The sequence below is a fragment of the Pseudomonas sp. Z8(2022) genome, from assembly GCF_025837155.1.
GTDB lineage: Bacteria > Pseudomonadota > Gammaproteobacteria > Pseudomonadales > Pseudomonadaceae > Aquipseudomonas.
Genome location: NZ_CP107549.1, coordinates 2146817 through 2171391, shown reverse-complemented (window position 1 = coordinate 2171391; position 24575 = coordinate 2146817). Strand labels below are relative to the sequence as shown.

20 protein-coding genes are annotated in these 24575 nt (G+C 62.7%); 11 read left to right on the top strand and 9 right to left on the bottom strand.

Features of this window, described 5'->3' with window-relative positions; genetic code table 11:
- The first annotated feature begins 34 nt into the window (after positions 1–34).
- On the top strand, positions 35–3745 hold the full coding sequence (metH, locus tag OEG79_RS10300; protein ID WP_264148620.1) for a methionine synthase: 3711 nt from the start codon (positions 35–37) through the stop codon (positions 3743–3745).
- A gap of 151 nt (positions 3746–3896) precedes the next feature.
- On the top strand, positions 3897–4232 hold the full coding sequence (gene osmE, locus OEG79_RS10295) for an osmotically-inducible lipoprotein OsmE (protein ID WP_264148619.1): 336 nt from the start codon (positions 3897–3899) through the stop codon (positions 4230–4232).
- 213 nt (positions 4233–4445) lie between these two features.
- On the opposite strand, the gene OEG79_RS10290 is transcribed toward osmE, so the two are convergent.
- Positions 4446–4739 carry a DUF1883 domain-containing protein gene (locus OEG79_RS10290; protein ID WP_264148618.1) on the bottom strand — a complete coding sequence of 98 codons (294 nt, stop codon included), beginning with the start codon at positions 4737–4739 and terminating at the stop codon, positions 4446–4448.
- Between the two features lie 139 nt (positions 4740–4878).
- On the opposite strand from OEG79_RS10290, the gene OEG79_RS10285 reads away from it, so the two are divergent.
- Entirely contained in the window at positions 4879–5925 is a 1047-nt protein-coding gene (locus OEG79_RS10285) for a DUF2914 domain-containing protein (protein WP_264148617.1), read from the top strand.
- Between the two features lie 10 nt (positions 5926–5935).
- Here OEG79_RS10285 and OEG79_RS10280 read toward each other — a convergent pair whose 3' ends face one another.
- Positions 5936–6940: an AraC family transcriptional regulator gene (locus tag OEG79_RS10280; protein WP_264148616.1), complete on the bottom strand. Its 1005-nt coding sequence runs from the start codon at positions 6938–6940 to the stop codon at positions 5936–5938.
- A 114-nt stretch (positions 6941–7054) separates the two neighbouring features.
- Between OEG79_RS10280 and OEG79_RS10275 the strand changes: the two genes are divergently transcribed.
- From OEG79_RS10275 to OEG79_RS10265, 3 genes are all read left to right on the top strand, one after another.
- Positions 7055–8794, top strand: a complete 1740-nt coding sequence (locus tag OEG79_RS10275; protein WP_264148615.1) for an N-acyl-D-amino-acid deacylase family protein — start codon at positions 7055–7057, stop codon at positions 8792–8794.
- Between the two features lie 45 nt (positions 8795–8839).
- Complete coding sequence (locus OEG79_RS10270) at positions 8840–9892, top strand: RNA methyltransferase (protein WP_264148614.1); 1053 nt, start codon at positions 8840–8842, stop codon at positions 9890–9892.
- Positions 9893–10018: 126 nt separating this feature from the next.
- Positions 10019–11902: a methyl-accepting chemotaxis protein gene (locus OEG79_RS10265; protein WP_264148613.1), complete on the top strand. Its 1884-nt coding sequence runs from the start codon at positions 10019–10021 to the stop codon at positions 11900–11902.
- Positions 11903–11967: 65 nt separating this feature from the next.
- Here OEG79_RS10265 and OEG79_RS10260 read toward each other — a convergent pair whose 3' ends face one another.
- Genes OEG79_RS10260 through OEG79_RS10245 form a run of 4 tightly spaced genes read right to left on the bottom strand, consistent with a single transcriptional unit; the run spans position 11968 to position 15745 of the window.
- The gene (locus tag OEG79_RS10260; RefSeq protein ID WP_264148612.1) at positions 11968–13044 is read right to left on the bottom strand and encodes a polyamine ABC transporter substrate-binding protein; all 1077 of its coding nucleotides are present in this window, start codon (positions 13042–13044) and stop codon (positions 11968–11970) included.
- A 54-nt stretch (positions 13045–13098) separates the two neighbouring features.
- Complete coding sequence (locus OEG79_RS10255) at positions 13099–13440, bottom strand: cupin domain-containing protein (protein WP_264148611.1); 342 nt, start codon at positions 13438–13440, stop codon at positions 13099–13101.
- Between the two features lie 34 nt (positions 13441–13474).
- Complete coding sequence (locus tag OEG79_RS10250) at positions 13475–14878, bottom strand: NAD(P)/FAD-dependent oxidoreductase (protein ID WP_264148610.1); 1404 nt, start codon at positions 14876–14878, stop codon at positions 13475–13477.
- Between the two features lie 45 nt (positions 14879–14923).
- Entirely contained in the window at positions 14924–15745 is an 822-nt protein-coding gene (locus OEG79_RS10245; protein ID WP_264148609.1) for an AraC family transcriptional regulator, read from the bottom strand.
- A 118-nt stretch (positions 15746–15863) separates the two neighbouring features.
- Here OEG79_RS10245 and OEG79_RS10240 point away from each other — a divergent pair, with 118 nt between their 5' ends.
- Positions 15864–16091, top strand: a complete 228-nt coding sequence (locus tag OEG79_RS10240; protein WP_264148608.1) for a DUF2970 domain-containing protein — start codon at positions 15864–15866, stop codon at positions 16089–16091.
- Here OEG79_RS10240 and OEG79_RS10235 read toward each other — a convergent pair whose 3' ends face one another.
- A complete protein-coding gene (locus OEG79_RS10235) occupies positions 16092–17141 on the bottom strand; it encodes an ABC transporter substrate-binding protein (protein ID WP_264148706.1) in 1050 nt (349 codons plus the stop codon).
- A gap of 443 nt (positions 17142–17584) precedes the next feature.
- On the opposite strand from OEG79_RS10235, the gene OEG79_RS10230 reads away from it, so the two are divergent.
- The 3 genes from OEG79_RS10230 (at position 17585) to OEG79_RS10220 (ending at position 20262) form a co-directional block, all read left to right on the top strand.
- Positions 17585–19243, top strand: coding sequence for a nitrite/sulfite reductase (locus OEG79_RS10230; protein ID WP_264148607.1), 1659 nt, complete (start codon positions 17585–17587; stop codon positions 19241–19243).
- Complete coding sequence (locus OEG79_RS10225) at positions 19227–19724, top strand: DUF934 domain-containing protein (RefSeq protein ID WP_264148606.1); 498 nt, start codon at positions 19227–19229, stop codon at positions 19722–19724. Before OEG79_RS10230 ends, OEG79_RS10225 begins: the two co-directional genes overlap by 17 nt.
- Before the next feature lie 139 nt (positions 19725–19863).
- The gene (locus tag OEG79_RS10220; RefSeq protein WP_264148605.1) at positions 19864–20262 is read left to right on the top strand and encodes a transcriptional regulator; all 399 of its coding nucleotides are present in this window, start codon (positions 19864–19866) and stop codon (positions 20260–20262) included.
- Between the two features lie 86 nt (positions 20263–20348).
- Here the strand turns inward: OEG79_RS10220 and OEG79_RS10215 are convergent, their stop codons facing one another.
- Positions 20349–22061 carry a DEAD/DEAH box helicase gene (locus OEG79_RS10215; protein ID WP_264148604.1) on the bottom strand — a complete coding sequence of 571 codons (1713 nt, stop codon included), beginning with the start codon at positions 22059–22061 and terminating at the stop codon, positions 20349–20351.
- A gap of 275 nt (positions 22062–22336) precedes the next feature.
- On the bottom strand, positions 22337–23110 hold the full coding sequence (locus OEG79_RS10210) for a spermidine synthase (RefSeq protein ID WP_264148603.1): 774 nt from the start codon (positions 23108–23110) through the stop codon (positions 22337–22339).
- 136 nt (positions 23111–23246) lie between these two features.
- Here OEG79_RS10210 and OEG79_RS10205 point away from each other — a divergent pair, with 136 nt between their 5' ends.
- Positions 23247–24575 (top strand): flavin-containing monooxygenase, encoded by a 1329-nt coding sequence (locus tag OEG79_RS10205; protein WP_264148602.1) that lies wholly within the window; start codon positions 23247–23249, stop codon positions 24573–24575.

The window sequence follows — 24575 nt, the reverse complement described above, 5'->3', positions numbered from 1 at the left end:
GCACCTTTGTTCCAGCTTTGCTCAGGTAGTTCTCATGTCCGATCGCAGCGCCCGCCTCCAAGCCCTCCAGCAAGCCCTGAAGGAGCGCATCCTGATCCTCGACGGCGGCATGGGCACCATGATCCAGAGCTACAAGCTGGAGGAAGCCGATTACCGCGGCGAGCGTTTCGTCGACTGGCCCAGCGACGTCAAGGGCAATAACGACCTGCTGCTGCTTACCCAGCCGCAGATCATTGCCGCTATCGAGAAGGCATATCTGGATGCCGGTGCCGACATCCTGGAAACCAACACTTTCAACGCTACCCGCGTGTCCCAGGCCGACTACGACATGGAGGATCTGGTCTACGAGCTGAACGTGGCTGGCGCCCGCGTGGCCCGTGAAGTGGCCGACGCCAAGACCCTGGAAACCCCGGACCGCCCGCGTTTCGTCGCCGGTGTGCTCGGCCCGACCAGCCGCACCTGCTCGATCTCCCCGGACGTCAACGACCCCGGCTACCGCAACGTCACCTTCGACGAGCTGGTAGAGAACTACACCGAGGCCACCCGCGGCCTGATCGAAGGCGGCGCCGATCTGATCCTGATCGAGACCATCTTCGATACCCTGAACGCCAAGGCAGCGATCTTCGCCGTGCAGCAGGTGTTCGACGAAGACGGCGTCGAGTTGCCGATCATGATCTCCGGCACCATCACCGATGCCTCCGGCCGCACCCTGTCCGGCCAGACCACCGAGGCCTTCTGGAACTCGGTCCGCCATGCCAAGCCGATCTCCATCGGCCTGAACTGCGCCCTCGGCGCCAAGGAGCTGCGTCCGTACCTGGCCGAGCTGGCAGCCAAGGCCGACACCCACGTCTCCGCCCACCCCAACGCCGGCCTGCCCAACGCCTTCGGCGAATACGACGAAACCCCGGAGCAGATGGCCGAAGTGGTCGAGGAGTTTGCTGCCAGCGGCCTGCTCAACATCATCGGCGGCTGCTGCGGCACTACTCCGCCGCATATCAAGGCGATTGCCGAAGCCGTGGCCAGGCACAAGCCGCGTGCGATTCCGGACATCCCCAAGGCCTGCCGGCTGTCGGGCCTTGAGCCCTTCACCATCGACCGCAATTCGCTGTTCGTGAACGTCGGCGAGCGCACCAACATCACCGGTTCGGCCAAGTTTGCCCGGCTGATCCGCGAGGAGAACTACACCGAGGCCCTGGAAGTCGCCCTGCAGCAGGTTGAAGCCGGTGCCCAGGTGATCGACATCAACATGGACGAAGGCATGCTCGATTCGAAGGCTGCCATGGTCCGCTTCCTCAACCTGATCGCCGGCGAGCCGGACATCTCCCGCGTGCCGATCATGATCGACTCCTCCAAGTGGGAAGTGATCGAAGCCGGCCTCAAATGCATCCAGGGCAAGGGCATCGTCAACTCGATCTCCATGAAGGAAGGTGTCGAGGCCTTCAAGCACCACGCCAAGCTGTGCAAGCGCTACGGCGCCGCTGTGGTGGTGATGGCCTTCGATGAGGTCGGCCAGGCCGATACCGCGCAACGCAAAAAAGAGATCTGTAAGCGCAGCTACGACATCCTGGTGGACGAAGTGGGCTTCCCGCCGGAAGACATCATCTTTGACCCGAATATCTTCGCCGTGGCCACCGGCATCGAGGAACACAACAACTACGCGGTGGACTTTATCGAGGCCTGCGCCTTCATTCGCGACAACCTGCCCTTCGCCTTGAGCTCCGGCGGCGTGTCCAACGTGTCGTTCTCGTTCCGCGGCAACAACCCCGTGCGCGAGGCAATCCACTCGGTATTCCTCTACTACGCGATCCAGAACGGCCTGACCATGGGCATCGTCAACGCCGGTCAGCTGGAGATCTACGACGAGATTCCCAAAGAGCTGCGCGATGCGGTCGAGGACGTGGTGCTCAACCGTAACGACGGTGCCACCGAGGCGCTGCTGGCCATCGCCGACAAATACAAGGGTGACGGTGCGGCCAAGGAAGTCGAGAACGAGGAATGGCGTTCGCTGCCGGTGGACAAGCGCCTGGAACACGCTCTGGTCAAGGGCATCACCGCCTTTATCGTGGAAGACACCGAAGAATGCCGCCAGCAATGCGCGCGCCCGATCGAAGTGATCGAAGGGCCGCTGATGGCGGGCATGAACGTGGTCGGCGATCTGTTCGGCTCGGGCAAGATGTTCCTGCCCCAGGTGGTCAAGTCCGCCCGGGTGATGAAGCAGGCCGTGGCGCACCTGATCCCCTTCATCGAAGCCGAGAAAGGCGACAAGCCGGAAGCCAAGGGCAAGATCCTCATGGCTACTGTCAAGGGCGACGTGCACGATATCGGCAAGAACATCGTCGGCGTGGTGCTGGGCTGCAACGGTTACGACATCGTCGACCTGGGCGTAATGGTGCCGGCAGAGAAGATCTTGCAGACGGCGATTGCCGAGAAGTGCGACATCATCGGGCTGTCCGGTCTGATCACTCCGTCGCTGGACGAGATGGTGCATGTCGCCAAGGAAATGCAGCGCCAGGGATTTACCCTGCCGCTGATGATCGGCGGTGCAACCACATCCAAGGCCCACACCGCGGTGAAGATCGACCCGCAGTACAGCAACGACGCGGTGGTTTACGTCACCGACGCCTCGCGTGCCGTAGGCGTGGCCACCCAGCTGCTGTCCAGGGAGCTGAAGGCCGACTTCGTGCAGAAGACCCGCGACGAATACGTAGTGGTGCGTGAGCGCACTGCCGCCCGGGCGACCCGCACCGAGCGTCTGAGCTATGCCGACGCCATCGCCAACAAGCCGGCCTTCGACTGGGCCGGCTACAGCGCGCCGAAACCCAGCTTCACCGGCGCACAGGTGCTGGACGACATCGACCTCAACGTGCTGGCCGAATACATCGACTGGACGCCGTTCTTCATCTCCTGGGACCTGGCCGGCAAATACCCGCGCATCCTCACCGACGAAGTGGTCGGAGAAGCGGCCACCAGCCTGTTCAATGACGCCCAGGCGATGCTGCGCAAGCTGATTGACGAGAAGCTGATCAAGGCCCGCGCCGTGTTCGGCTTCTGGCCGGCCAATCAGGTGCAGGACGACGATATCGAGGTTTACGGGGAGAACGGCGAGCCGCTCGCCACCCTGCACCACCTGCGCCAGCAGACCATCAAGCCGGACGGCAAGCCGAACCTGTCGCTGGCCGACTTCGTCGCGCCGAAAGAAAGCGGTGTGACTGATTACGTCGGCGGCTTCATCACCACCGCCGGCATCGGTGCCGAGGAAGTGGCCAAGGCCTACGAGGCCAAGGGCGATGATTACAACTCGATCATGGTCAAGGCACTGGCCGACCGCCTTGCCGAAGCCTGCGCCGAATGGCTGCATGAACGCGTGCGCAAGGAGTACTGGGGTTACGCCAAGGACGAGCAACTGGACAACGACGCGCTGATCCGCGAGCAGTACAAGGGCATCCGCCCTGCCCCTGGTTATCCGGCCTGCCCGGATCACACCGAAAAGGCCACGCTGTTCAAACTGCTCGATCCCGCGGCCGACTACAACAAGGCCGGTCGCAGTGGCGTGTTCCTCACCGAGCACTACGCCATGTTCCCGGCCGCCGCCGTCTCCGGCTGGTACTTCGCCCACCCTGAAGCGCAGTACTTCGCCGTGGGCAAGGTCGACAAGGATCAGATCGAGCGCTACAGCGAGCGAAAGGGCCAGGATATCGCGGTCAGCGAACGCTGGCTGGCGCCGAACCTCGGTTACGACGACTGATGCAAATGAGCCCGCGAAAGCGGGCTCTTTTCATTCACAGGCGAGCAACACCCAGGCAACTGGCGCCGATCATCGAAAAACACGAACTCCCTGCATGAGCACCGCTCCAAATTCTGTCGAGCCATTTCGGCTCATTCGACGGAGCGATGACATGTACAAACACAGCCTTGCAGTACTGGCCGTAGCGGCCGCAGTGAGTGGTTGTTCGACTATGGAGAACCCGGTTGACTACGTGACCTTTCGCAACGAGCCTCTGGTCAAGCAGGTCGAACGCGGCATGACCAAGGAACAGGTACGCACTCTGGGCGGGCCGCCCTCTTCGGAAGTACAGAACGACGTCACCGGCGGCACTTGCAACAACTACGTGATGAACGTCGATGGACTGGAACAGCCCTATTACGTGGACTTCGACCTCAGCGAGCGGGTAGACAGCAAGGGCTTCATGACCTGCGAACAACACCAGGGCAACCAGCGCAAGAGGCTCTGATGCAACCAGCCCCGCTGCTTGCAGCGGGGCTGGTATGGCTAGAAGATCAGTTTCAGCAACCCGATCACCACGATCAGGCCGATGATGAAAATGATACCGACGGTGCCGCCTAGAAACTTGAGCATGCTGGCTCTCCTTTTTCGGAATTCAGGAGTTGTGACCGCGAAACGGCCACCAGCGTTTAGCTTTTTTCTCGAGCCGCAGCAGCGGCGATCAGGCGCCCGGGCGGCGAACGATCCTGATGCTGTATTCCATCTGCGGTTTGCGCGTCATGCTCACGGCGCGCCGGGTAACGGTATCCAGGGTGATATTCCAGAAACCGCTGGAGGGAACGCGGATCTTCGCCGGAAACTTGATGAACGCCCCGCCGTGGTAGCTGTGCCGACCACGGTTCCTGAAGGCACGAAAGTTGGCATCGTTCATCAGGCGGATGTTGCAGGGCTGCGAACACTGGATGACCACCAGATCGCCCTCTTCCAGATGCTCGCGTTGATGGATGAATTTCATCGTATTCGGACTCGGTGGTGAAACGGGGGCGCAATACTGCCGCAAGCGGCGCGGCATCGCCAGCGCAGCTGACGACTCGCTTGCACCCGAAGCGGACGCTGCCTAGGATGCGCGCCCAACACCCCAACGCTCCGCGCCCATGAAAGCCCTGCTCGACCGCATTCCCCTTCTGATTGCCCTGCTCAAGCGCTATCCCGGGCTGGTCGCGCTGTTCGGCTTCGTCTCGGGGGTGGCCAGTTTTCTGCTGGTCGACCGCCAGGCACATCTGGCCAAGGTGTTGGGCGTAGTGCTGGTAGTCAGCTGGGTCTGGCTGATCCTGGAAAGCCTGTTGCGTGAACGCATCGCACGACGCTTCGGTTTCGAATTACCGCTGCCGCTGCTGCGCTACGGCACGCAGATGATCCATCAAGAAAGCCTGTTCTTCGTCCTGCCGTTCTTCTTCATCACTACCACTTGGAACAGTGGCCAGTTGCTGTTCAGCGGGCTGCTGGCGATCGCTGCACTGGTATCGATTACCGACCCGGTCTACTACCGCTGGCTGGCTCCCCGACGCTGGCTGCTGCTGATATTTCACAGCCTGACGCTATTTGCGGTGACGCTCACTGCCCTACCGGTCATCTTTCACCTCAGCACGCCGCAGAGCTATCGCATCGCCCTGGCGGCCGCCACGCTGCTGGCGCTGCCGAGCCTGCCGGGACTGGTCGGTGCTACCGGCTGGCGACGCATCCTGCTGCTTGCCGTCTTGCCACTGGCCATGGCCAGCGCCGGCTGGATGGCACGGGTATGGGTACCGCCGGCAACCCTGTGGCTGACCGAAGTGGCAATCAGTGACCGCTTCGACGGCAAACAGCGCACGCCCGGCGAGAGCCTGACGCAGATCACGCCGCAGCGCCTGCATGCCAACGGTCTCTACGCCTACACCTCGATCAATGCCCCACGCGGCCTCAACGAGCGCATCTATCACGTCTGGCAGCACAACGGCCGGGAAGTCGATCGCATTGCCCTGAACATCAGCGGCGGGCGCAAGGAGGGTTATCGTGCCTGGACGCACAAGCTCAACTTCCCTGCCTCCCCCGAAGGGCGCTGGCGGGTGCGAGTGGTCACCGAGGCCGGGCAGATGATCGGCGTGCTGCGTTTCGAGGTGGTCGCCTCTGCGCAGCGCAAGCCGAGCGCACCACCTTTCTAGCGACCGCCTTTCAGCGATGAACCTTGCGCCAGCTCGAGGGCGACTGGCCGAAGTGATTGCGAAAGGCTTTGCTGAAGGCCGCCTGGTCGGCGTAGCCGAGCACATCGGCCAGTAACGTCAGCGGCATGCTTGATGCCCTTACCTGCCAACCGGCAGTATCCATCTTCACCTGATGCACCAGTTGCTTGAAGCACAGCCCTTCATCCCGCAAGCGCCTCTGCAGGCTTCGCGGATGCAGGCCGAGCAGTTCGGCGATATGCCCGAGCGAATGCTGGCGCATGCCCAGGGTCTGCACGATCAGGCTGCGCACCTGCAGCTCCAGGTTGTCCTGCAGGCTGTCCAGATGTCCGCGCAGCACCTCCTCGAAGCGCTGGGCATCATCGCGAGCCATGGACAGTACCGGGCGTTGCAGGATACTGGCGTCGTACACCAGGCAGTCGTATTCCTGATCGAACAGCACCTCGCAGCCCAGATGCTGGCGATAGCGGGCACGCGGAGCTACCGGGCTATGGCTGAACTCCACCCGCAGCGGGCGCAGGTCGGCGCCGCCTACCGCACGCACCAGGCGGGCATAGGCGCAGATGGCCATCTCCCGATATTGCTGCGCTCCCTCCAGCGCGAAGAAATGCTCGATACGGCGAACCTGAATACGACCCTCCAGCGTCAGCAGCTGCCAATGCTCGGCCTTGTTGTGCAGCGCCAGGTAGCGCTGAGCCGCCGTGAAGGCGGCCTGCAGGTTCGCCTCGCGCACCAGCAGGCGGCCCAGCAGACCGAGCATCTCCAGCCCCTGGTGGCCAGCCACGCGCAGGCCCAGATCGGGACACTCCAGCTGCACGGCTGCTTCGTTCAGCAGACGGATCAACTGATCGATGCGAATCGGACCATCGCCGTCGTCCAGCGCATCAGCGCTCATGCCCACGCGTGCCAGGAGCGTCTGCAGATCGCCCCCCAGGCTCGTTACCGCGGCTGCCAGCCCGGTCAGGGCTGCACTGCGTACTTCATAGCGAACGGACATGGCGCCCCTCCCGGCAGACAACGCGAAGATGCCAACACTGTCGTGTAATGACAAGTTTTGCACTGCACAGGCGCCTAGTCTGATCTCACAACAACAAGAGCCGAGGCCACAGCCATGTCCCACTACGACCTGATCATCCAGGGCGGCCGCTATTTCGACGGCAGCCCTGTCCCCTCCGCCATCCGCAGCCTGGCGATCAAGGACGGGCGAATTGCCCTGGTCAGCGCCGAGCCGCTCGACGCCAGCCTGGCCGAGCGGGTCATCGACGCCCAGGGCAAGTGGATCACCCCGGGTTTCCTCGACACCCATACCCACTACGACGCCGAGCTGATGGTTGCCCCCAGCCTTTCCGAGTCGGTGCGCCACGGCGTGACCACGGTGCTGGTCGGCAGTTGCTCGCTGAGCATGGTCTGCAGCGACGCCGAGGATGCCTCGGATATCTTCACCCGGGTGGAAACCGTGCCGCGCGAGAAGGTGCTGCCGATCCTGCACGAGCGCAAGACCTGGAACAGCCCGCGGCGATGGCGCGAGTTCGTCGACCAGCAGCCGCTCGGCCCGAACCTGGTGAGCTTCCTAGGTCACAGCGACCTGCGCGTCTCGGTCATGGGCCTGCACCGCGCCACCGACCGCCAGGTGGTACCCAGCGAGGCCGAGATGCAGCGCATGGAGGCGGTACTCGGCGAGGCACTGGACTGCGGCTTCCTCGGCCTGTCCACCATGTGCCTGAAGTGGGACAAGATCGACGGCGACCGCGAGTGGTCGAAAAGCCTGCCCAGCACCTACGCGCGCTGGCGCGAGGTGCGCCGCCTCAACCGCCTGCTGCGCCAGCGCGGCCGTGTGCACCAGGGTGCGCCGAACGCGGCCAATCCGCTGCAGATCACCCAGTACCTGGGCGAGGCCATCGGCCTGCTGCGCAAGCCGCTGAAGACCACGCTGATCTCCCTGCTCGACCTCAAGGGCAATCGCAGCCTGGCGCTCCTCGCCCGCCTCTCCGGCTGGTTGACCAACCGACTCGGCGGCGACTTCCGCTGGCAGCTGCTGCCGACCCCCTTCGCCATCTATGCCGACGGCATGGATGTGGTGCTGTTCGAGGAATTCGGCGCAGGCGAAATGGCCCTCGACGTCAAGGATCAGCTCGAGCGCAACAAACTGCTGCAAGACGAGCAGTACCGCCGCACCTTCCGCAAGTTCTACTCGGACAAGCTGTCGCCGCGGGTCTGGCAACGCGACTTCGGCGATGCAGTCATCCTCGGCTGCCCGGACGCCTCGCTGGTCGGCCGCAACTTTGCCGAGGTGGCGCAGGAGCGCGGTCTGCACGTGGTCGACCTGTTCCTCGACATGGTGGTGCAGTACGGCCGTCAGTTGCGCTGGTTCACCGTGATCGGCAACCACCGCCAGGAGAAACTGCGGCGCATGGTGCAAAGCCCGAACACCCTGATCACCTTCTCCGACGCCGGCGCACACATCCGCAACATGGCCTTCTACAACCTGCCGCTGCGCTTTCTCAAACTGGTCAAGGAAAGCCACGACGAAGGCCAGCCGGTGATGAGCCTGGAGCGTGCCGTGCACCGCCTCACCGGCGAGCAGGCCGACTGGCTCGGCATCGAGGCCGGCTACATCCGCCCGGGCGATCGTGCCGATCTGGTGGTGCTAGACCCGACCGGACTGCAGCAGAACCTGGAACGGGAAAACTGGGACGAGATGCAGGGCTTCGGCATCCAGCGCATGGTCTGCCGCAATCCAGGCTGTGTCAGCCACGTGCTGATCAACGGCAGGCTGGCCGTGGACGAAGAGCGTATCGCCCCTGACCTGGGCAACGAACGCGGTTTCGGCCAGTTCCTCGCCGCCCGCTGAAACGGCCTACGCAGGTGCGCGCGGCAGTGGTAGCATGCGCGCCCCATGCAGCTCTCCGAACTCAACCAACGCCTCGCCGACCTCGGCGCCAAACCCCAGCATATCGGGCGCATCACCCGTGCCTGGCTGCAGGGCAAGCCGCTGGATACCGGCACCAGGCATCAGAAAACCGAGAACTTCCTGCCGCTGACGGTACGTGGAGGGCTGCCAGCCATTGCCGCCAGCCTTGAGCAGCTGGCCCGGGTCAGTGCCGAACATCCGGGCGCTGACGGTTCATCGCGCCTTCTGGTGGAGCTGGCCGACCGGCAGATGGTCGAGAGCGTGCTGTTGCCTCGCGACGGCCTGTGCATCTCCAGCCAGGTCGGTTGCGCCGTCGGCTGCACCTTCTGCATGACCGGCAAGAGCGGCCTGCTGCGCCAGCTCAGTGCTGCCGAAATGGTTGCTCAGGTGGTGCTGGGTCGTCGCCGGCGTGCGGTGAAGAAAGTGGTGTTCATGGGCATGGGCGAACCCGCGCACAACCTCGACAACGTGCTGGAAGCCATCGACCTGCTCGGTACCGAAGGCGGCATCGGTCACCGCAACCTGGTGTTCTCCACGGTCGGCGATCCCCGTGTGTTCGAGCGCCTGCCCAAGCAGCGTGTGCGCCCTGCCCTGGCGCTGTCGCTGCACACCACCAACGCCGAGCTGCGCCAGCGCCTGCTGCCCAGAGCGCCGCGCATCGACCCGGAACAGTTGATGGAGCTGGGTGAAGCCTATGCCCGCAGCATCGACTACCCGATCCAGTACCAGTGGACATTGCTCAAGGGCGTCAATGACAGCCAGGAAGAGATGGACAACATCCTGCGCCTGTTCAAGGGCAAGTTCGCCGTGCTCAACCTGATCCCCTACAACAGCCTGGAAGCCGACGATTACCAGCGCCCGGATGGCGAGCGCATCGTCGAAATGGTGCGTTACCTGCACAGCCGTGGCGTGCTGACCAAGGTGCGCAACTCGGCCGGCCAGGATGTCGACGGCGGCTGCGGTCAGCTCCGCGCCCGCGCAGTGGACGTGATCAATACCAGTCGCCTGCACAGAAAAGCGGCCAGGACTCAAGAGTAAGCGCTACAGACCGATAAAGAGCGTACAGAGAGGCGATAAGCCCTGCCGGAAAAAACCGGCGCTGTACCCGGTTTGTCTGCCTTGCATCGATGTAGTCCCGCCGTTCAGGTGTACTAGGAGCCATTCATGAAGATCGCCCACAAGGTCGGCATTGCGGCCGCTGCAGTGCTGTTTCTTACTACCAGCCTGCTGTCGCTGTCTCAGGTCAGCCAGGTACGCGATACCCTGCGCGATCAGGTTGAATCCAGCATCTCCGAGTCAAGCAACGCGCTGGCGCGCCAGATCGAAAACTGGCTCAACGCCAAGTTGCGTCTGATCGACCTGATGTCGCAGATCATCGACAGCAACTACAGCCCTGAAGAAAACCAGCGCGTGTTCGATTCGCCACTGCTCAAGAGCGAATTCATTCTGATCTTCGGTGCGCTGGAGGCCGACGGCAAACCAATCAAGAACAGCGATGACTGGAACCCCAGTGCCGATTGGGATGGCCGCAAGCGCCCCTGGTATGCATCCGGCAAGGCCGGCAGCCAGGCAGTGCTGACCGAACCCTACGTCGATTCCACCACCAACGAGATCCTCATCTCCGCCGTGGCCCGAATCAGTGATGCCGGCAAAGTTCTCGGCGCATTCGGTGGCGATATCCGCCTGCAGTCGGTAGCCGATGCGGTCAACACCCTGGATTTCAATGGCGCCGGCTACGCCTTTCTGCTCAGCCGCTCAGGAAACATCATTTCCCACCCCGATGCCGACTACAACGGCAAGCCCTACAGCTCGCTCTTCGATGGCCAGAGCCCTGCGCTCGACAAGGAGCTGCGCGAGATCGAGGCCGGCGGGCAGAACCTGATGGTTTCCTTCACGCCACTGTCCAACCTGCGCGGTATGGACTGGTACATCGGTGTGGTGCTGGACGAGAGCGTGGTAATGGCCGAAGCCAACCGTCTGACCTGGCTGGCGATAGTCGGCACCGTGGTCGGCGTGGCCATCAGCCTGGTCGTGCTTGGCCTGCTGATGGGCAAGCTGCTCAAACCTCTGGGTCTGCTCAGCAGCTCGCTGCGCGAAATCAACAGCGGTGAAGGTGACCTCACCCGGCGTCTGGCGATCTCCAGCAACGACGAGATCGGGGAGCTGTCGCAGGAGTTCAACCACTTCCTGCAGACTCTGCAGACGCTGATTGGCGATGTGATGAGCAGTTCGCATCAGGTTCGTGAAAGCACCGCACTGACCTCCAACGAATCGGAACAGGCAGCCCGACGTCTGCAGGAGCAACTGCAGGAGCTCGACCAGCTGGCCACCGCCATGCAGGAGATGGCCTCTACTGCCGAAGAAGTGGCGCGCAATGCCCAGGCTGCAGCCCAGGCTGCGGTCGCCGCCAACGAGGAAACCGAGAACGGCGTGCGCGTGGTCTCGCAATCCAGTTCGGCGATCCGCCATCTGGCCGATGAGATGGACGAGACCAGCCAGGCGATCAACGAACTGGCCAAGCTCAGCCACAATATCGAGTCGATTCTGCAGGTGATCACCAGCATCGCCGAACAGACCAACCTGCTGGCGCTGAACGCAGCCATCGAAGCCGCGCGCGCCGGTGAGTCCGGCCGGGGCTTTGCCGTGGTCGCCGATGAAGTCCCCTCTCTGGCTTCACGCACGCAACAGGCCACGCAGGAAATCCGCCAGATGATCGACCAGTTGCAAGGCGGCGTGCGTCAGGCCGAAAGCCGCATGCAGCAGAGCCGCGATACCGCCAGCAGGACCGCCGGAGAGGCTGATGCGGCCAACGACATGCTCGGCCGTATTCGCGAGGCGATCACCCGCATCAACGACATGAACCTGCAGATCGCCACCGCAGCCGAAGAGCAGAGCGCTACCACCGAGGAAATCAACCGCAACACCACCAACATCCGCGACATCAGCCATGAACTAGCCGGTGGCGCTGAACAGCAGGTACAGCAGTGCGCCTCGATGGTGGAGCAAGTCGGCCAGCAGGATCGTCTGCTCGGCCGGTTCAAGGTTTGAGCCAAGCGCCTCAGATCACGCGCAAGAAAAAGCCCCGGCATGCCGGGGCTTTTTAATCGTAGCGATCAGACGCCACTCTTGACCTTGCTCCAGATGCGCGTGCGCACCCGGTCGATTTTCAGCGGCATGGCCTCCAGCGTGTACAGCTTGTCCATCACCGCCTCAGGCGGATAAACGGTCGGGTCTGCCCTGAGCGCGGGATCGACCAGACTATCGGCCTTGAGGTTGCCGTTGGCGTATTTCACATGGTTGCTGATACCCGCCATCACCTCTGGCTGCAGCAGGTAGTTCATGAAGGCGTAGGCCCCCTCCTCGTTGCCGGCATCGGCCGGCATGGCCACCATGTCGAACCAGATCGGCGCGCCTTCTTTCGGGATCTCGTACTGGATCTTCACACCATTGCCTGCCTCGGCAGCACGCGCGCCAGCCTGCATGATGTCGCCGGAGAAGCCGACCGCCATGCAGATTTCGCCATTGGCCAGATCGCCAACGTATTTGGAGGAGTGGAAGTAGCGCACGTTCTTGCGCATCTCCATCAGCAGCGCTTCGGCGCGCTTGTAGTCCTCGGGGTTCTTGCTGTGGTGCGGCAGCCCCAGATGATGCAGGGCAATCGGCAGCATTTCCGGGCCGTTGTCGAGGATCGCGACGCCACACTCATTGAGCTTGGCCAGCTTGGCCGGATCGAACAGTACGTCCCAGCTGTCCATCTTCACCGCATCGCCCAGCACCGCACGCACCTTGTCGACGTTGTAACCGATACCCGTGCTGCCCCACAGGTAAGGGAAGCCGTGTGCGTTGCCCGGATCATTGACCTCCAGCGCCTTCATCAGCACCGGGTTGAGGTTGTTCCAGTTCGGTAGCTTGCTGCGATCGAGTTTCTTCAGCGCACCACCCTGGATCTGCCGGGCCATGAAGTGGTTGGAAGGGAACACCACGTCGTAGCCGGAGCGCCCGGCCATGAGCTTGGCGTCCAGCGTCTCGTTGCTGTCATAGACATCGTAATGGGTGCCCAGGCCGCTGATCTTTTCGAACTCCCTGAGGGTGTCCGGGGCGATGTAGTCGGTCCAGTTGTAGATGCGCACGCTGTCAGCGGCATGGGCGGTGCCGGCCAGGATCAGACACGGCAGGAGTTTCTTCAGCATGGAATACCTCGTCGATGGTCTTGTTGTTTTAGGCAGTCACTGAAAAGGTGCTGGTCAGAAGATCAGCACATAGGTCTTGCGCACCGTTTCTTGTATGTCCCAGATGCCGACGGTATTGGCCGGCATCATCAGCGCGTCGCCCGCGTGGATCTCGATAGGCTCACCGCCGTCAGGCGTGAAGGTGCAACGCCCAGCCACGAAGTGACAGAACTCCTGCTGCACGATCTGCCGGCGCCAGCGCCCCGGCGTGCATTCCCATACCCCGGTCTCGACGCCGTCACTGCGCTCGACACTGGTGGTCGAAGCGACAGCCACCGGCTCGCCCAGCGGGACGGCGACAGGATTGGACACATCCAGAACGATGTTGGGGGTGTCACGAAAATGGGTAATGTTCATGGGGACTCCAGATAAAGGGACGGCTGGCATTCGCTCAGCCCATCAGGCTTTCCATACGCGCAGCCAACGCCTGCGCCAGACGCCGCCGCCAGGCTGGGCTGCGTGGGTTGGCGAGTACTTCGTCCTCGTGAACGAAACTGCGGATGATCGTGTTGTAACCGAGCCAGCGGCAGGGTTCGGGCTCCCAGCGAGGCAAACGGGAAATCGGGCTGTCACTCAGCACCCAGGGCTGGCGTAGCAGTTCGCTGTCGCGCCCCAGAATCAGATCTGCCAGCGTGCGTCCGCCCAGGTTGCTGGCACCTACACCCTCGCCGCCGTAGCCGCCAGACAACGCGATGCGGTTGCGTGAGTCACGTAGCATGTGCGGCTGGAAGCGCCGCGCCATGCCCAGGTTGCCGCCCCAGGAGTGGCTGAAGCGGACGCTGCGCAGTTGCGGGAAGATTTCCCCCATCAAATAGCGGCGCAGGCCCAGTTCTTCTTCGGTGAGGTTGAAATCGCTGCGCAGACGTCCACCAAAACGATAACCGCCGCGTGCGCCGAAGATCAGACGATCATCGAGGCTGCGCTGGCCGTAGGTCACTTGGCGGCTGAATTCACTGAACGCCTGCCCGCGCTCCAGGCCGATACCGGCCCAGACGTCCGCCGGTAGTGGCTCGGTGGCCACGATCAGGCTCTGCACCGGCAACTGATGATTACCCAGCGGCGACAAGGTGGCCGCGTAACCCTCGATAGCCGGCACCACCCAATCGGCCGTCACACGAGCCTGTGCCGTGCGTACCTGGCCTGGCTGCCAGTCGATCACCGGGCTGCGCTCGTAGAGCTCGACACCCATATTTTCGACGCAACGCGCCAGGCCCCGTACCAGTTTGGCGGGCTGAATGGTCGCGCAGTGCGGGCTGTACAGCGCACCATAGGCATTGGCCAGGCGCAGCTGCGCAGCCAGTTCGCTCGGCGGCAGCCAGCGGTAGTCGTCCTCGCTCAGGCCCAGTGCACGCAGCTCCTTGAGATAGTCCCGCAGGCGCAACTCCTGCTCCGGATAACGCGCTGCGCAATACAGCACCCCACCCTTGCGCAGGTCGCAGTCGATCCCTTCACGGGCGACGACCTCAGCCACTTCATCGGGAATGGCGTGCAGCAGTTCGAACGAGGCCTTGCGCTCGGTTGCCGGCAAGCCGGCGAGCAACCGGTCTTCGCCAAGCAGGTTGCCCATCAGCCAGCCACCATTGCGCCCGGAAGCACCGAAGCCGGCGGTCTCGGCTTCCACGATCACCACCCGCAGCTGCGGTGCCTGGCGCTTGAGGTAATAGGCCGTCCACAAGCCGGTGTAGCCGGCGCCAATGATGGCCACGTCTGCCTGAATATCGTGCAGCAGGCTGGGCCGCGCCTGTAGTGGATCATCGAGCTGATCTATCCACAGACTGATGTTGCGCCAGTTCATCCACGCCTCCGTCATCGGTTGATGACGCAAGGCTAGTAGTGGCGATCAGGCGCTGTCTTGCGTGCGTGCCCGCGAGGAAATTTCCTTGAGATACGCCTTGGGCGACAGCCCGGTGTAACGCTTGAAACAGCTATAAAAAGCCGACAACGAATTGAAGCCAGCGGCAAAGGCCAACTCGTCGATGCGCTTGAGGTCGCTTCCTGCCTGCAAGCCATCGAGCAGGTACTGCAGACGAGCGCGATTGACGTAGCGATAGAAGCTTTCGCCTAGAACCTGGTTGAGCAGATGGGAAATCTGGTTGCGGCTGTAACCGGTCGCCGCTGCCACCTGCTGCAGGTCCAGCTCCGGGTCGAGAAAGGGCTGGCTGCGCTGGAAATAATCCTGAAGATCCTGCGCCAGCTGCCCAAGCTGACGCGTAGACAGCCCCAGGCGGCTGATCGCCGGGCGCGAGGTGACGGTTTCGCTGGTGCCACGAAGCTCGCGCACCAGGGTGGCGTATTCGTTGATACGCCAGATCAGCCCGTCACGCACAGTGATGGCTTCACCGGTGCGAAACGACACCAGCCCTTCTCCGCCCTGCAGGCTGGTGCGGTACTGGATGAAGGCAGTATGACCATCGATGCGAATACGATCGATGTGCTCCAGCAACTCGCCTGGGCGGCGCGGCAGGTTGGCCTCGACGTACTCGCGCAAATCGGCCAGACGCATGCAACGCTGCTGATAGAAATCGTTGTATTCGATATCGGGGTGATACAGCGCCATCACCGCTTCGAGGTCGCGATGTTTCCAGCTCAGGTGATAGAGCAGGATGGTTTCGCGGGTGCGCTCGGTCTGCGCGGCGTCGTCGGCAAAAAGGTCGTCAGGCATGGTAAGCGTCGTTGGTCAGGCGCTGGCAGATTGCCTGATTCGCTGAAGCCAGCCTAGCCCCCTCGTGCCGCCAGGCAGGTTGCGGGCTATGCTTGCAGGAACGAAGGAGAGACTGACCATGACTGATCAGCACAAAGACCCTCAACAGGCCCCGCTGACGCTGCGCGAGATGCTGCAGAGCGTGCTGGCGGCAGCGCTCGGCGTACAGAGCGGGAAGAACCGCAGCCGCGATTTCAGCCGCGGCAAACCCAGTCACTTCATTCTGCTCGGGGTCATCTTCACTGCCTTGTTCGTGATCGTGCTGCTGGGCGCGGTCAAGCTGATCCTGCACCTGGCAACCGGCTGATCAGTCCAGCAGCGGTGCAATCGAGCAGTCGTAGCGCTCTTGTTGTGGCTGCGACACCGCGCTGAACTGACGGAAGTCCATGCCTATATCCTCCTGACCAAGACGCTTGAGCAGCTTCTGCGACTCGCTGCCGTCGACCGTGCGCAGCAAACGCGCCACCTGGTCCTTGCCGCCACGCTCGATGAAGTCAAACCCGTGATAGTGATCATGGAGCATCACCATCGCGCAGGCGCCCAGGAGGAAATGTCCGCTGGCCAGGACGTCGATCTTTCCATCGATACGCGCCTGCAGCACCCGCGCCGAGTTGTTCAGCGCGGAATAGTGCAGTTTCCGCTTCTGCTCCACTGCCGCCTGCATGACACCGAAAGCCATCGAATCATTGGCGGACCAGACCAGGCTCACTCCGGGATAGCGCGGCAACAGGCTGACCGCCTGTTCGTAGGCACGCTGCTCCAGCCATTCACCATGCACGGCCTGCACCAGGCGCACGTGCGGCGCCTCGTTCAGCGCACGCTGCAGGCCGGCCAGACGCAACACCGAAGAAGGTGTCTGCTTGACTCCGGTGAACGCCAGCACTTCGGCCGGTTCGCCGTGACTGAGCGCGATCAGGTCACGCCCCGTCAGGTACCCGGCCTCTTCATCATTGGGTACCAGGCTTCCCAGCCAGTTGCGATGACGTTCGCGGCTGCCGCCGATCAGAGCCTGCTGTTCTTCGGTGAGCGTGCTGTGCAGGGCGAACAGTTGTACCTGAGTACCTTCGAACAGACGTAGCAGCAAAGGCCCCTGAAACTGCTCGTTGGTGAAGATCAGGTAATCGGGAAGCTCCCCGTCCAGAACCTGCCGGGCGTTGCCCAGCATGCGCGTCATATCGCGCTCGCCGTAGAGCACTTTCAGCTCGAAGCCGAGATCGCCTGCAGCGTCCTGCATGTAGTGGGCATAGTCGGTCCAGAACGGTTCATTGGAATAGCCGGGGCTGAGAAAAACCACCGTTGGCACACGCGATTGCGCTGCCACCAGTGAACAACACCACAGTAACCCCAGGCCCAGCATCCACCTGATCACACCGCCCCTCCTCAGTTAACGGGGCGCAGTATAAGACGCAAATGAAAAAAGGCCGACAGCTAATGCACGCCGGCCTTTGTCCTCACTGCCCGCTGACCCAGAAAACCGCCGTGCCCACTGCAATCAGAATCAGGCAGAAGATCGCCCAGGCATCAATGACGCTGTCGGAATTGTCCGTATTGGTGTGTTCGCTCATGGCTCCCCCTCTTCTTGTGATTGTGGGTGACGCACACAGCATTTAAGACCAGCATCGGCCTTCGCTCAAACCATCTGGTTATGCTCTGCACCAGTCTTATTCCCTAAAGGCAGGTTTATATATTCAAACATCACTTTTACGCATAAACCTGAGCTGGTATCGTGCCCCGGCTCCTCGGGGAGTGCGCGGCCGTGCGCGCTGATTGGCAGTAAGTAGCCTGAAAACAGGACCCTTCATGTACGTATATGACCAGTACGATCAAAAGATCGTCGAGGATCGCGTCAAGCAGTTCCGCGATCAAACCCGCCGCTATCTCTCCGGAGAGCTGAGCGGCGAGGAATTCCGCCCGCTGCGCCTGCAGAACGGTCTGTATATCCAGCGTTATGCGCCCATGCTGCGCATCGCCGTACCCTACGGCCTGCTGTCGTCCACCCAGGTACGCATGCTGGCCAAGATCGCCCGCGACTACGACAAGGGCTACGCCCACATCAGCACCCGTCAGAACGTCCAGTTCAACTGGCCGGATCTCGAAGACGTGCCGGAGATTCTCGCCGAGCTGGCCACCGTACAGATGCACGCCATCCAGACCAGCGGCAACTGCATCCGCAACACCACCACCGACCAGTTCGCCGGCGTGGCCAAGGACGAGATCGTCGATCCGCGCCCCTGGTGCGAAATCATCCGTCAGTGGTCGACCTTCCACCCCGAATTCAGCCACCTGCCGCGCAAGTTCAAGATCGCCGTCAACGGTGCAGTCAGCGACCGCGCGGCCATCGAAGTCCATGACATCGGTCTGGAAGCGGTGAAGAACGAGGCTGGCGAGTTGGGCTTCCGTGTTTCCGTTGGCGGAGGCCTGGGTCGTACTCCGATCGTCGGCAGCTTCATCAACGAATTCCTGCCCTGGCAGCACCTGATCAGCTACCTCGACGCAATCCTGCGCGTGTACAACCGCTATGGCCGTCGCGACAATAAGTACAAGGCGCGCATCAAGATCCTGGTCAAGGCGCTGACTCCCGAGGTGTTCGCCGAGCGCGTCAACGCCGAATGGGCGCACCTCAAGGACGGCCCGACCACTCTGACCGAGGCTGAAGTCGCCCGTGTCGCCGCCCACTTCGTCGACCCGAACTATCTCTCCCTGCAGGACGAAGCTGCCCTGCTCGCCCAGCAGGACGCCGAGCACCCGGGTTTTGCCCGCTGGCGCCAGCGCAACACCTTTGCCCACAAGAAACCCGGCTACGTGGCCGTAACCCTGTCGCTCAAGCCCACCGGAGTGGCGCCGGGCGACGTCACCGACAAGCAACTCGACGCCATCGCCGATCTGGCCGACCGTTACTCCTTCGGTGAAGTGCGCAACAGCCACAACCAGAACATCATCCTTGCCGACGTCGAGCAGCGTCAGCTGCTGACCCTGTGGGGCGAGCTGCGCGAACAGGGTTTCGCCACACCGAACGTGGGCCTGCTGACCGACATCATCTGCTGCCCAGGTGGCGATTTCTGCTCCCTGGCCAACGCCAAGTCGATCCCGGTGGCCGAAGCCATTCAGCGCCGCTTCGACGATCTCGACTACCTGTTCGATATCGGCGACATCGACCTGAACATCTCCGGCTGCATGAACGCCTGCGGTCACCACCATGTGGGCCACATCGGCATTCTCGGCGTGGACAAGAAAGGCCAGGAGTTCTATCAGGTCTCGCTCGGCGGCAGCGCCGGTCGCGAAGCCAGCCTGGCGCAGATTCTCGGCCCGTCCTTCGCCCAGGACGACATGCCGGACGTGATCGACAAGATCATCAACGTCTATGTCGAACAACGCACCGAAGAAGAAAGCTTCCTCGATACCTACCGCCGCATCGGTATCGACCCGTTCAAGGAGCGCGTCTATGCAGCGAATCATTAAGAACGGTCAGGTGGTCGACGAAACCTGGCATCTGCTGGCCAAGGACGTGACCCTGGACGCCATCCCCAACTGCGACGACATTATCGTTCCGCTGAGCCTTTGGCGCGAGCATGCGCACGCGCTCAAGGCCCGCGATGGCGGTCTCGGCGTATGGCTGGAAGCCGGCGAGGAAATCGAGGAAATCGCCGATGACCTGGCACATTTCCAGGTCATCGCTCTGGAGTTCCCTGCCTTCACCGACGGCCGTCACTCCTCCAGCGCCTACCTGCTACGCACCCGCTACAACTACAAGGGCGAAGTGCGCGCCATCGGCGACGTCCTGCGTGACCAGCTGTTCGCCCTGCGCCGCGTCGGTTTCGACGCCTTCGCCGTGCGCGCCGACAAGGACCCGTACGACGCACTGAAGGCCTTCGACGACTACAGCGAGGTCTACCAGGCTTCGGCCGACCAGCCACAACCGCTGTTCCGCCGCCGCGCCTGATCGCAGCCGGCAAGGCACCTGAAACGCCCCGACTGGTTCGGGGCGTTTTGCTTTGCACGGACCGCTCAGGCAATTGGGTCGAACCGTACCGCGCCAGTGAAGTCGGACCCTATAAGCCCATCGCTTAGGGAGTACCGCCATGAAACATGACTGGGACCTGATCGAACGCCTGCTGCACGAGGCACAGAACTCCGCCGGCAAACCCTTTGCCCCGCGTCGCTACGCCGAAGACCTGGCCGAAGAGCATGAAAACGCCGGCGAACCCGTGGCCAACCTTGACCATCTGCGCGCCGAGGCCGCCCGCTACGAAGCGAGCCTGCTGCACAACGGCTTTATCGAGCCACGTCCAGAGGAAGAAGGTGGCAACGGCGAGAACTTCATTCTTACTGCGCGCGGCGCTCAGTTACTGAGCATGCTCGACAGCAGCATTCCCGGCAGCGAACACCCGCGTGAAGTGCTCGACGAAGCCGGTGAGGCGGCACTGACAGCCGAGGTATTCGACCGCCTGGCGCCAAAGGCCAATCTCGAAACCGGCTGACAGACCGATGCAGAAACGAAAACGCCGCGCCCTTTATCGGGGCGCGGCGTTCTGCTGATCACGGGCAAGGCATCACACCTGCCGGATCAATCTTCGCGGTAGCGGCGCAGTTTCAGCGCCTTGCCGGCGACGCGGGTGTCCTTCAACTTGCCGAGCAGACGGTCCAGGCCATCTTCCGGCAATTCGACCAGGCTGAAGGTCTCGCGGATCTGGATGCGGCCAATGGCTTCGCGCGCCAGACCGCCCTCGTTGAGGATCGCGCCCAGCAGGTTCTTCGCAGCGATGCCGTCACGAGTGCCCAGTGCGGTACGGCAACGCACGCGCCCCTCGGCCAGCGGCATCGGCGCACGACGCTCGCGGTATTCGCCACGCTCGCCGCCACGGTCACCATCACGCTCGCGACGCTCACGCGGGGCGCCAACGCCCGGCACCAGCGGCTGCTCGCGCTCGACGCTGGCCAGATCCAACGCCTGGCCGTTGGTGGCCTTCTTCAGCAGCGCAGCGGCCAGGGCACGCGGGCTGCAACCGATGTCGGCGGTCAGGCGATCGAGCAGATCGCCATGGCTGGCTTCGGCGTCAGCAACCAGCGGCGCCAGGCTGCTGGTCAGCTTCTTGATGCGCGCATCCAGCACCTGCTGGGCGTTCGGCAGTTTCACCTCACCGACCTTCTGCCCGGTAACCCGCTCGATCACCTGCAGCATGCGGCGCTCGCGCGGAGTCACCAGCAGCAGCGCACGACCATCGCGGCCGGCACGGCCGGTACGACCGATACGGTGTACGTAGGACTCCGGGTCGTACGGCATGTCGACGTTGAACACGTGGGTAATGCGCGGCACGTCGATACCACGGGCAGCGACGTCAGTGGCGACGACGATGTCCAGACGGCCATCCTTGAGCGACTCGATCACGCGCTCGCGCTGGTTCTGGGCGATATCGCCATTCAGCGCAGCGGCCTTGAAACCCTTGGCTTCCAGCGCGCTGGCCAGATCCAGGGTGGCCTGTTTGGTTCGTACGAAGGCGATCAGCGCGTCGAATTCCTCGACTTCCAGCAGGCGTAGCACGGCGTTGGTCTTCTGATCAGCATGGATCATCAGGTGCGCCTGCTCGATGCGCGAGACAGTCTGGGTCTTGGCGGCGATCTTGATGTGCTGCGGCTCGCGCAGGTGCTTCTCGGCGATGGCGCGGATCGAATGCGGCAGGGTCGCGGAGAACAGCACGCTCTGGCGGCTTTCCGGCATGGCTTCGAAGATGATCTCCAGATCGTCCATGAAACCCAGCTTGAGCATTTCGTCAGCTTCGTCGAGGACCAGATGCTGAATGGTGGACAGCACCTTCTCGTCGCGACGCAGGTGGTCGACCAGGCGGCCCGGGGTGGCCACGATGATCTGCGCGCCCTGGCGGATGGCCTTGAGCTGCGGGCCCATCGGTGCGCCACCATAGACGGCGACGACGTTAACGCCCGGCATCTGCTTGGAATAGGTTTCGAACGCGGTGGCCACCTGCAGGGCCAGCTCGCGGGTAGGAGCAAGGATCAGTACCTGCGGCTCGCGTTTGGCCGCATCGATCTTCGACAGCAGCGGCAGCGCGAAGGCCGCGGTCTTGCCGGTGCCGGTCTGCGCCTGGCCGATCATGTCGTGGCCGGCGAGGATCACCGGAATGGCCTGGGCCTGAATCGGAGACGGCTCTTCGTAACCGACTGCGGTCAGGGCGGCGAGAATATTGGGATGAAGTCCGAGCGCGGCGAAGCCGCCGGTTTCCTGGGTCATGGGTCTGCCTCTAATGCATCCGCAAAGGCCCATGTCCCAAAGCTGCGCGTGCCTTGTAAGACCTTGTGGGTCACCCTGGCAGCCTGGTCGGCGGGATTTGCGAAAACGTGATGAAAGTGAATCGTCAAGGATAGTCCGCTTGGGACTGGCTGCCGGAAGTCAATTTTCCGGGCGAGTTGCACTACCTGAACGTGGCCAATGAAATGGCCGGCGCGCATCATACCGGAAAATCCCGGCCAGGGTGCGTTTTTTTATGTTCTGCGCCTTTCTGCACTGCGCCCTGCCGGGGTTTCAGACGGCCCCTGGCCTCAGGTAGCCGGGCGCAGGGCGTCGATCAGCGGTTGCAGGGAATAGCCCAGGCGCGGCGCCAGCTCGACCGCACGCGCCTGCAGACGAACCATGTCCAGACGCTGGTCGAGGTCGGCCGGAATCAGCAGTACGACATTGCCCTCCTTCACCGGGCACTCCCAGTAATACCGGTGATAGAGACCGCGCAGCAGCGCCGCTCCCAGTGGCTTGCCGTCGTTGCCTGCCCACTGGTTGATGATCAGCCAGCCGCCCGGGTTGAGCTTCTCACGACAGTTTTCGAGAAAGCGCCAGGCCAGGTGACCGACGCCCGGCCCCTGATCGGTATACAGGTCGAGAAAGATCAGGTCGGCGGTTTCCGCACTGTCGAGCAGCTCGATGGCATCCCCGATGCGAATGGTCAGCCGCGGATCATCGTCGAGGCCGAGGTATTCCATGGCCAGACGTGGCACGTCCGGGCGCAGCTCGATGGCCTCGACATCCTCCAGCGGCAGGTACTTCAGACACGCCTGGGTCAGGTTGCCGGCGCCGAGGCCGAGAAACAGCGCGGTTTCCGGCGCATCGTGGCAAAGCGCGCCAAGCAGCATGGCACGGGTGTAGTCGTACTCGAGCCAGCTGGGATCGCTCTGGAATACGCAGCTCTGTTCGATGGCATCACCGAACTCGAGAAAGCGGTAGGCGCCGATCTGCACCACGCGAATCACCCCGAACGCATCGTGCACCTCGGCCAGCAGGACTTCGTCCTGCATTTCATCGTCTGGCGGCAACCCAGGCATCGATACTTCTCCCACAGTGACATCCCGAACCACAAGCGGCGGGTCGAAGGCGCCGATTGTCATTGAATCGCAGGCCCCGGGTCACGCGATAATTCTCACACTTGCGCTGCTACTCATAACAATAACGAGGTTCTCCATGTACGCCATCATAGGTGCCGGCCCCATGGGCCTGTGCACGGCCCGGCATTTGAAAAAACACGGCATCGATTTCGTCGGCTTCGAGCTGCATAGCGACGTCGGCGGTCTGTGGGACATCGACAATCCGCACAGCACCATGTACCACTCGGCCCACCTGATTTCCTCCAAGGGCACCACCGAGTTCCGTGAATTCCCCATGCGCGCCGAAGTGGCGCCCTACCCGCATCACAGCGAGATGCGCCGCTATTTCCGTGACTACGCGCGGCACTTTCGCCTGTATGAGCACTACCAGTTCGACACTCGCGTGCTGCGAGTCGAGCGTCAGACGCAGGGCTGGAAGCTGATCAGCGAGCGCAACGGTGAGCAGCGTGAATGGCATTTCGACGGTGTGCTGATCGCCAACGGAACCCTGCACACGCCGAATCTGGCGCCTCTGCCCGGCGCCTTCAGCGGTGAGCTGCTGCATTCGAGCGATTACAAGAGCGCCGACATCTTCGCCGGCAAGCGCGTGCTGGTGGTCGGCTGCGGCAACTCGGCCTGTGATATCGCAGTTGATGCCGTGCACCGTGCGGCCTCGGTAGACATCTCCGTGCGCCGCGGCTACCACTTCCTGCCCAAGTTCATCCTTGGCAAGCCCACCGATACCTTCGGCGGCGCGATCAAACTGCCACGCCGGCTCAAGCAGATGCTCGACGGCCTGCTGGTGCGCGCCCTGGTCGGCAAGCCCTCGCAGTACGGGCTGCCCGATCCCGACTATCGCCTGTACGAATCGCATCCGGTGATGAACTCGCTGGTACTGCATCACATTGGCCACGGTGACATCCGTCCGCGTGGTGATATCACCGCAGTGAATGGCCGGAGCGTGACCTTCTCCAATGGCCAGCAGGCCGACTACGACCTGATCCTCATGGCCACCGGCTACAAGCTCGATTACCCGTTCATCGAGCGCAGCGAGCTGAACTGGCCGCAAGGTGCCGGTGCACCGCAGCTGTACCTCAACGTGTTCCACCCCGAACATGATGACATCTTCATGCTCGGCATGGTCGAAGCATCGGGCCTCGGCTGGCAGGGTCGCGATGAGCAGGCCGAACTGGTCGCGCTGTACATCCGCCAGCTTCAGGCCGGCAGCCCCGCGGCGCAGGCTCTGCGCAAGACCATCCGTGAACAGGCCGGGCAACGCGTCGACGGAGGCTATCGCTATCTTGAGCTCGAGCGCATGGCCTACTACGTACACAAGGACAGCTACCGCCGGCGCATCGCCGAGCACAGTGCTGCACTGCGCCGCGAACTGAGCAGCGCCACCCTGCCTGCGGTACAGGAGGTCTGA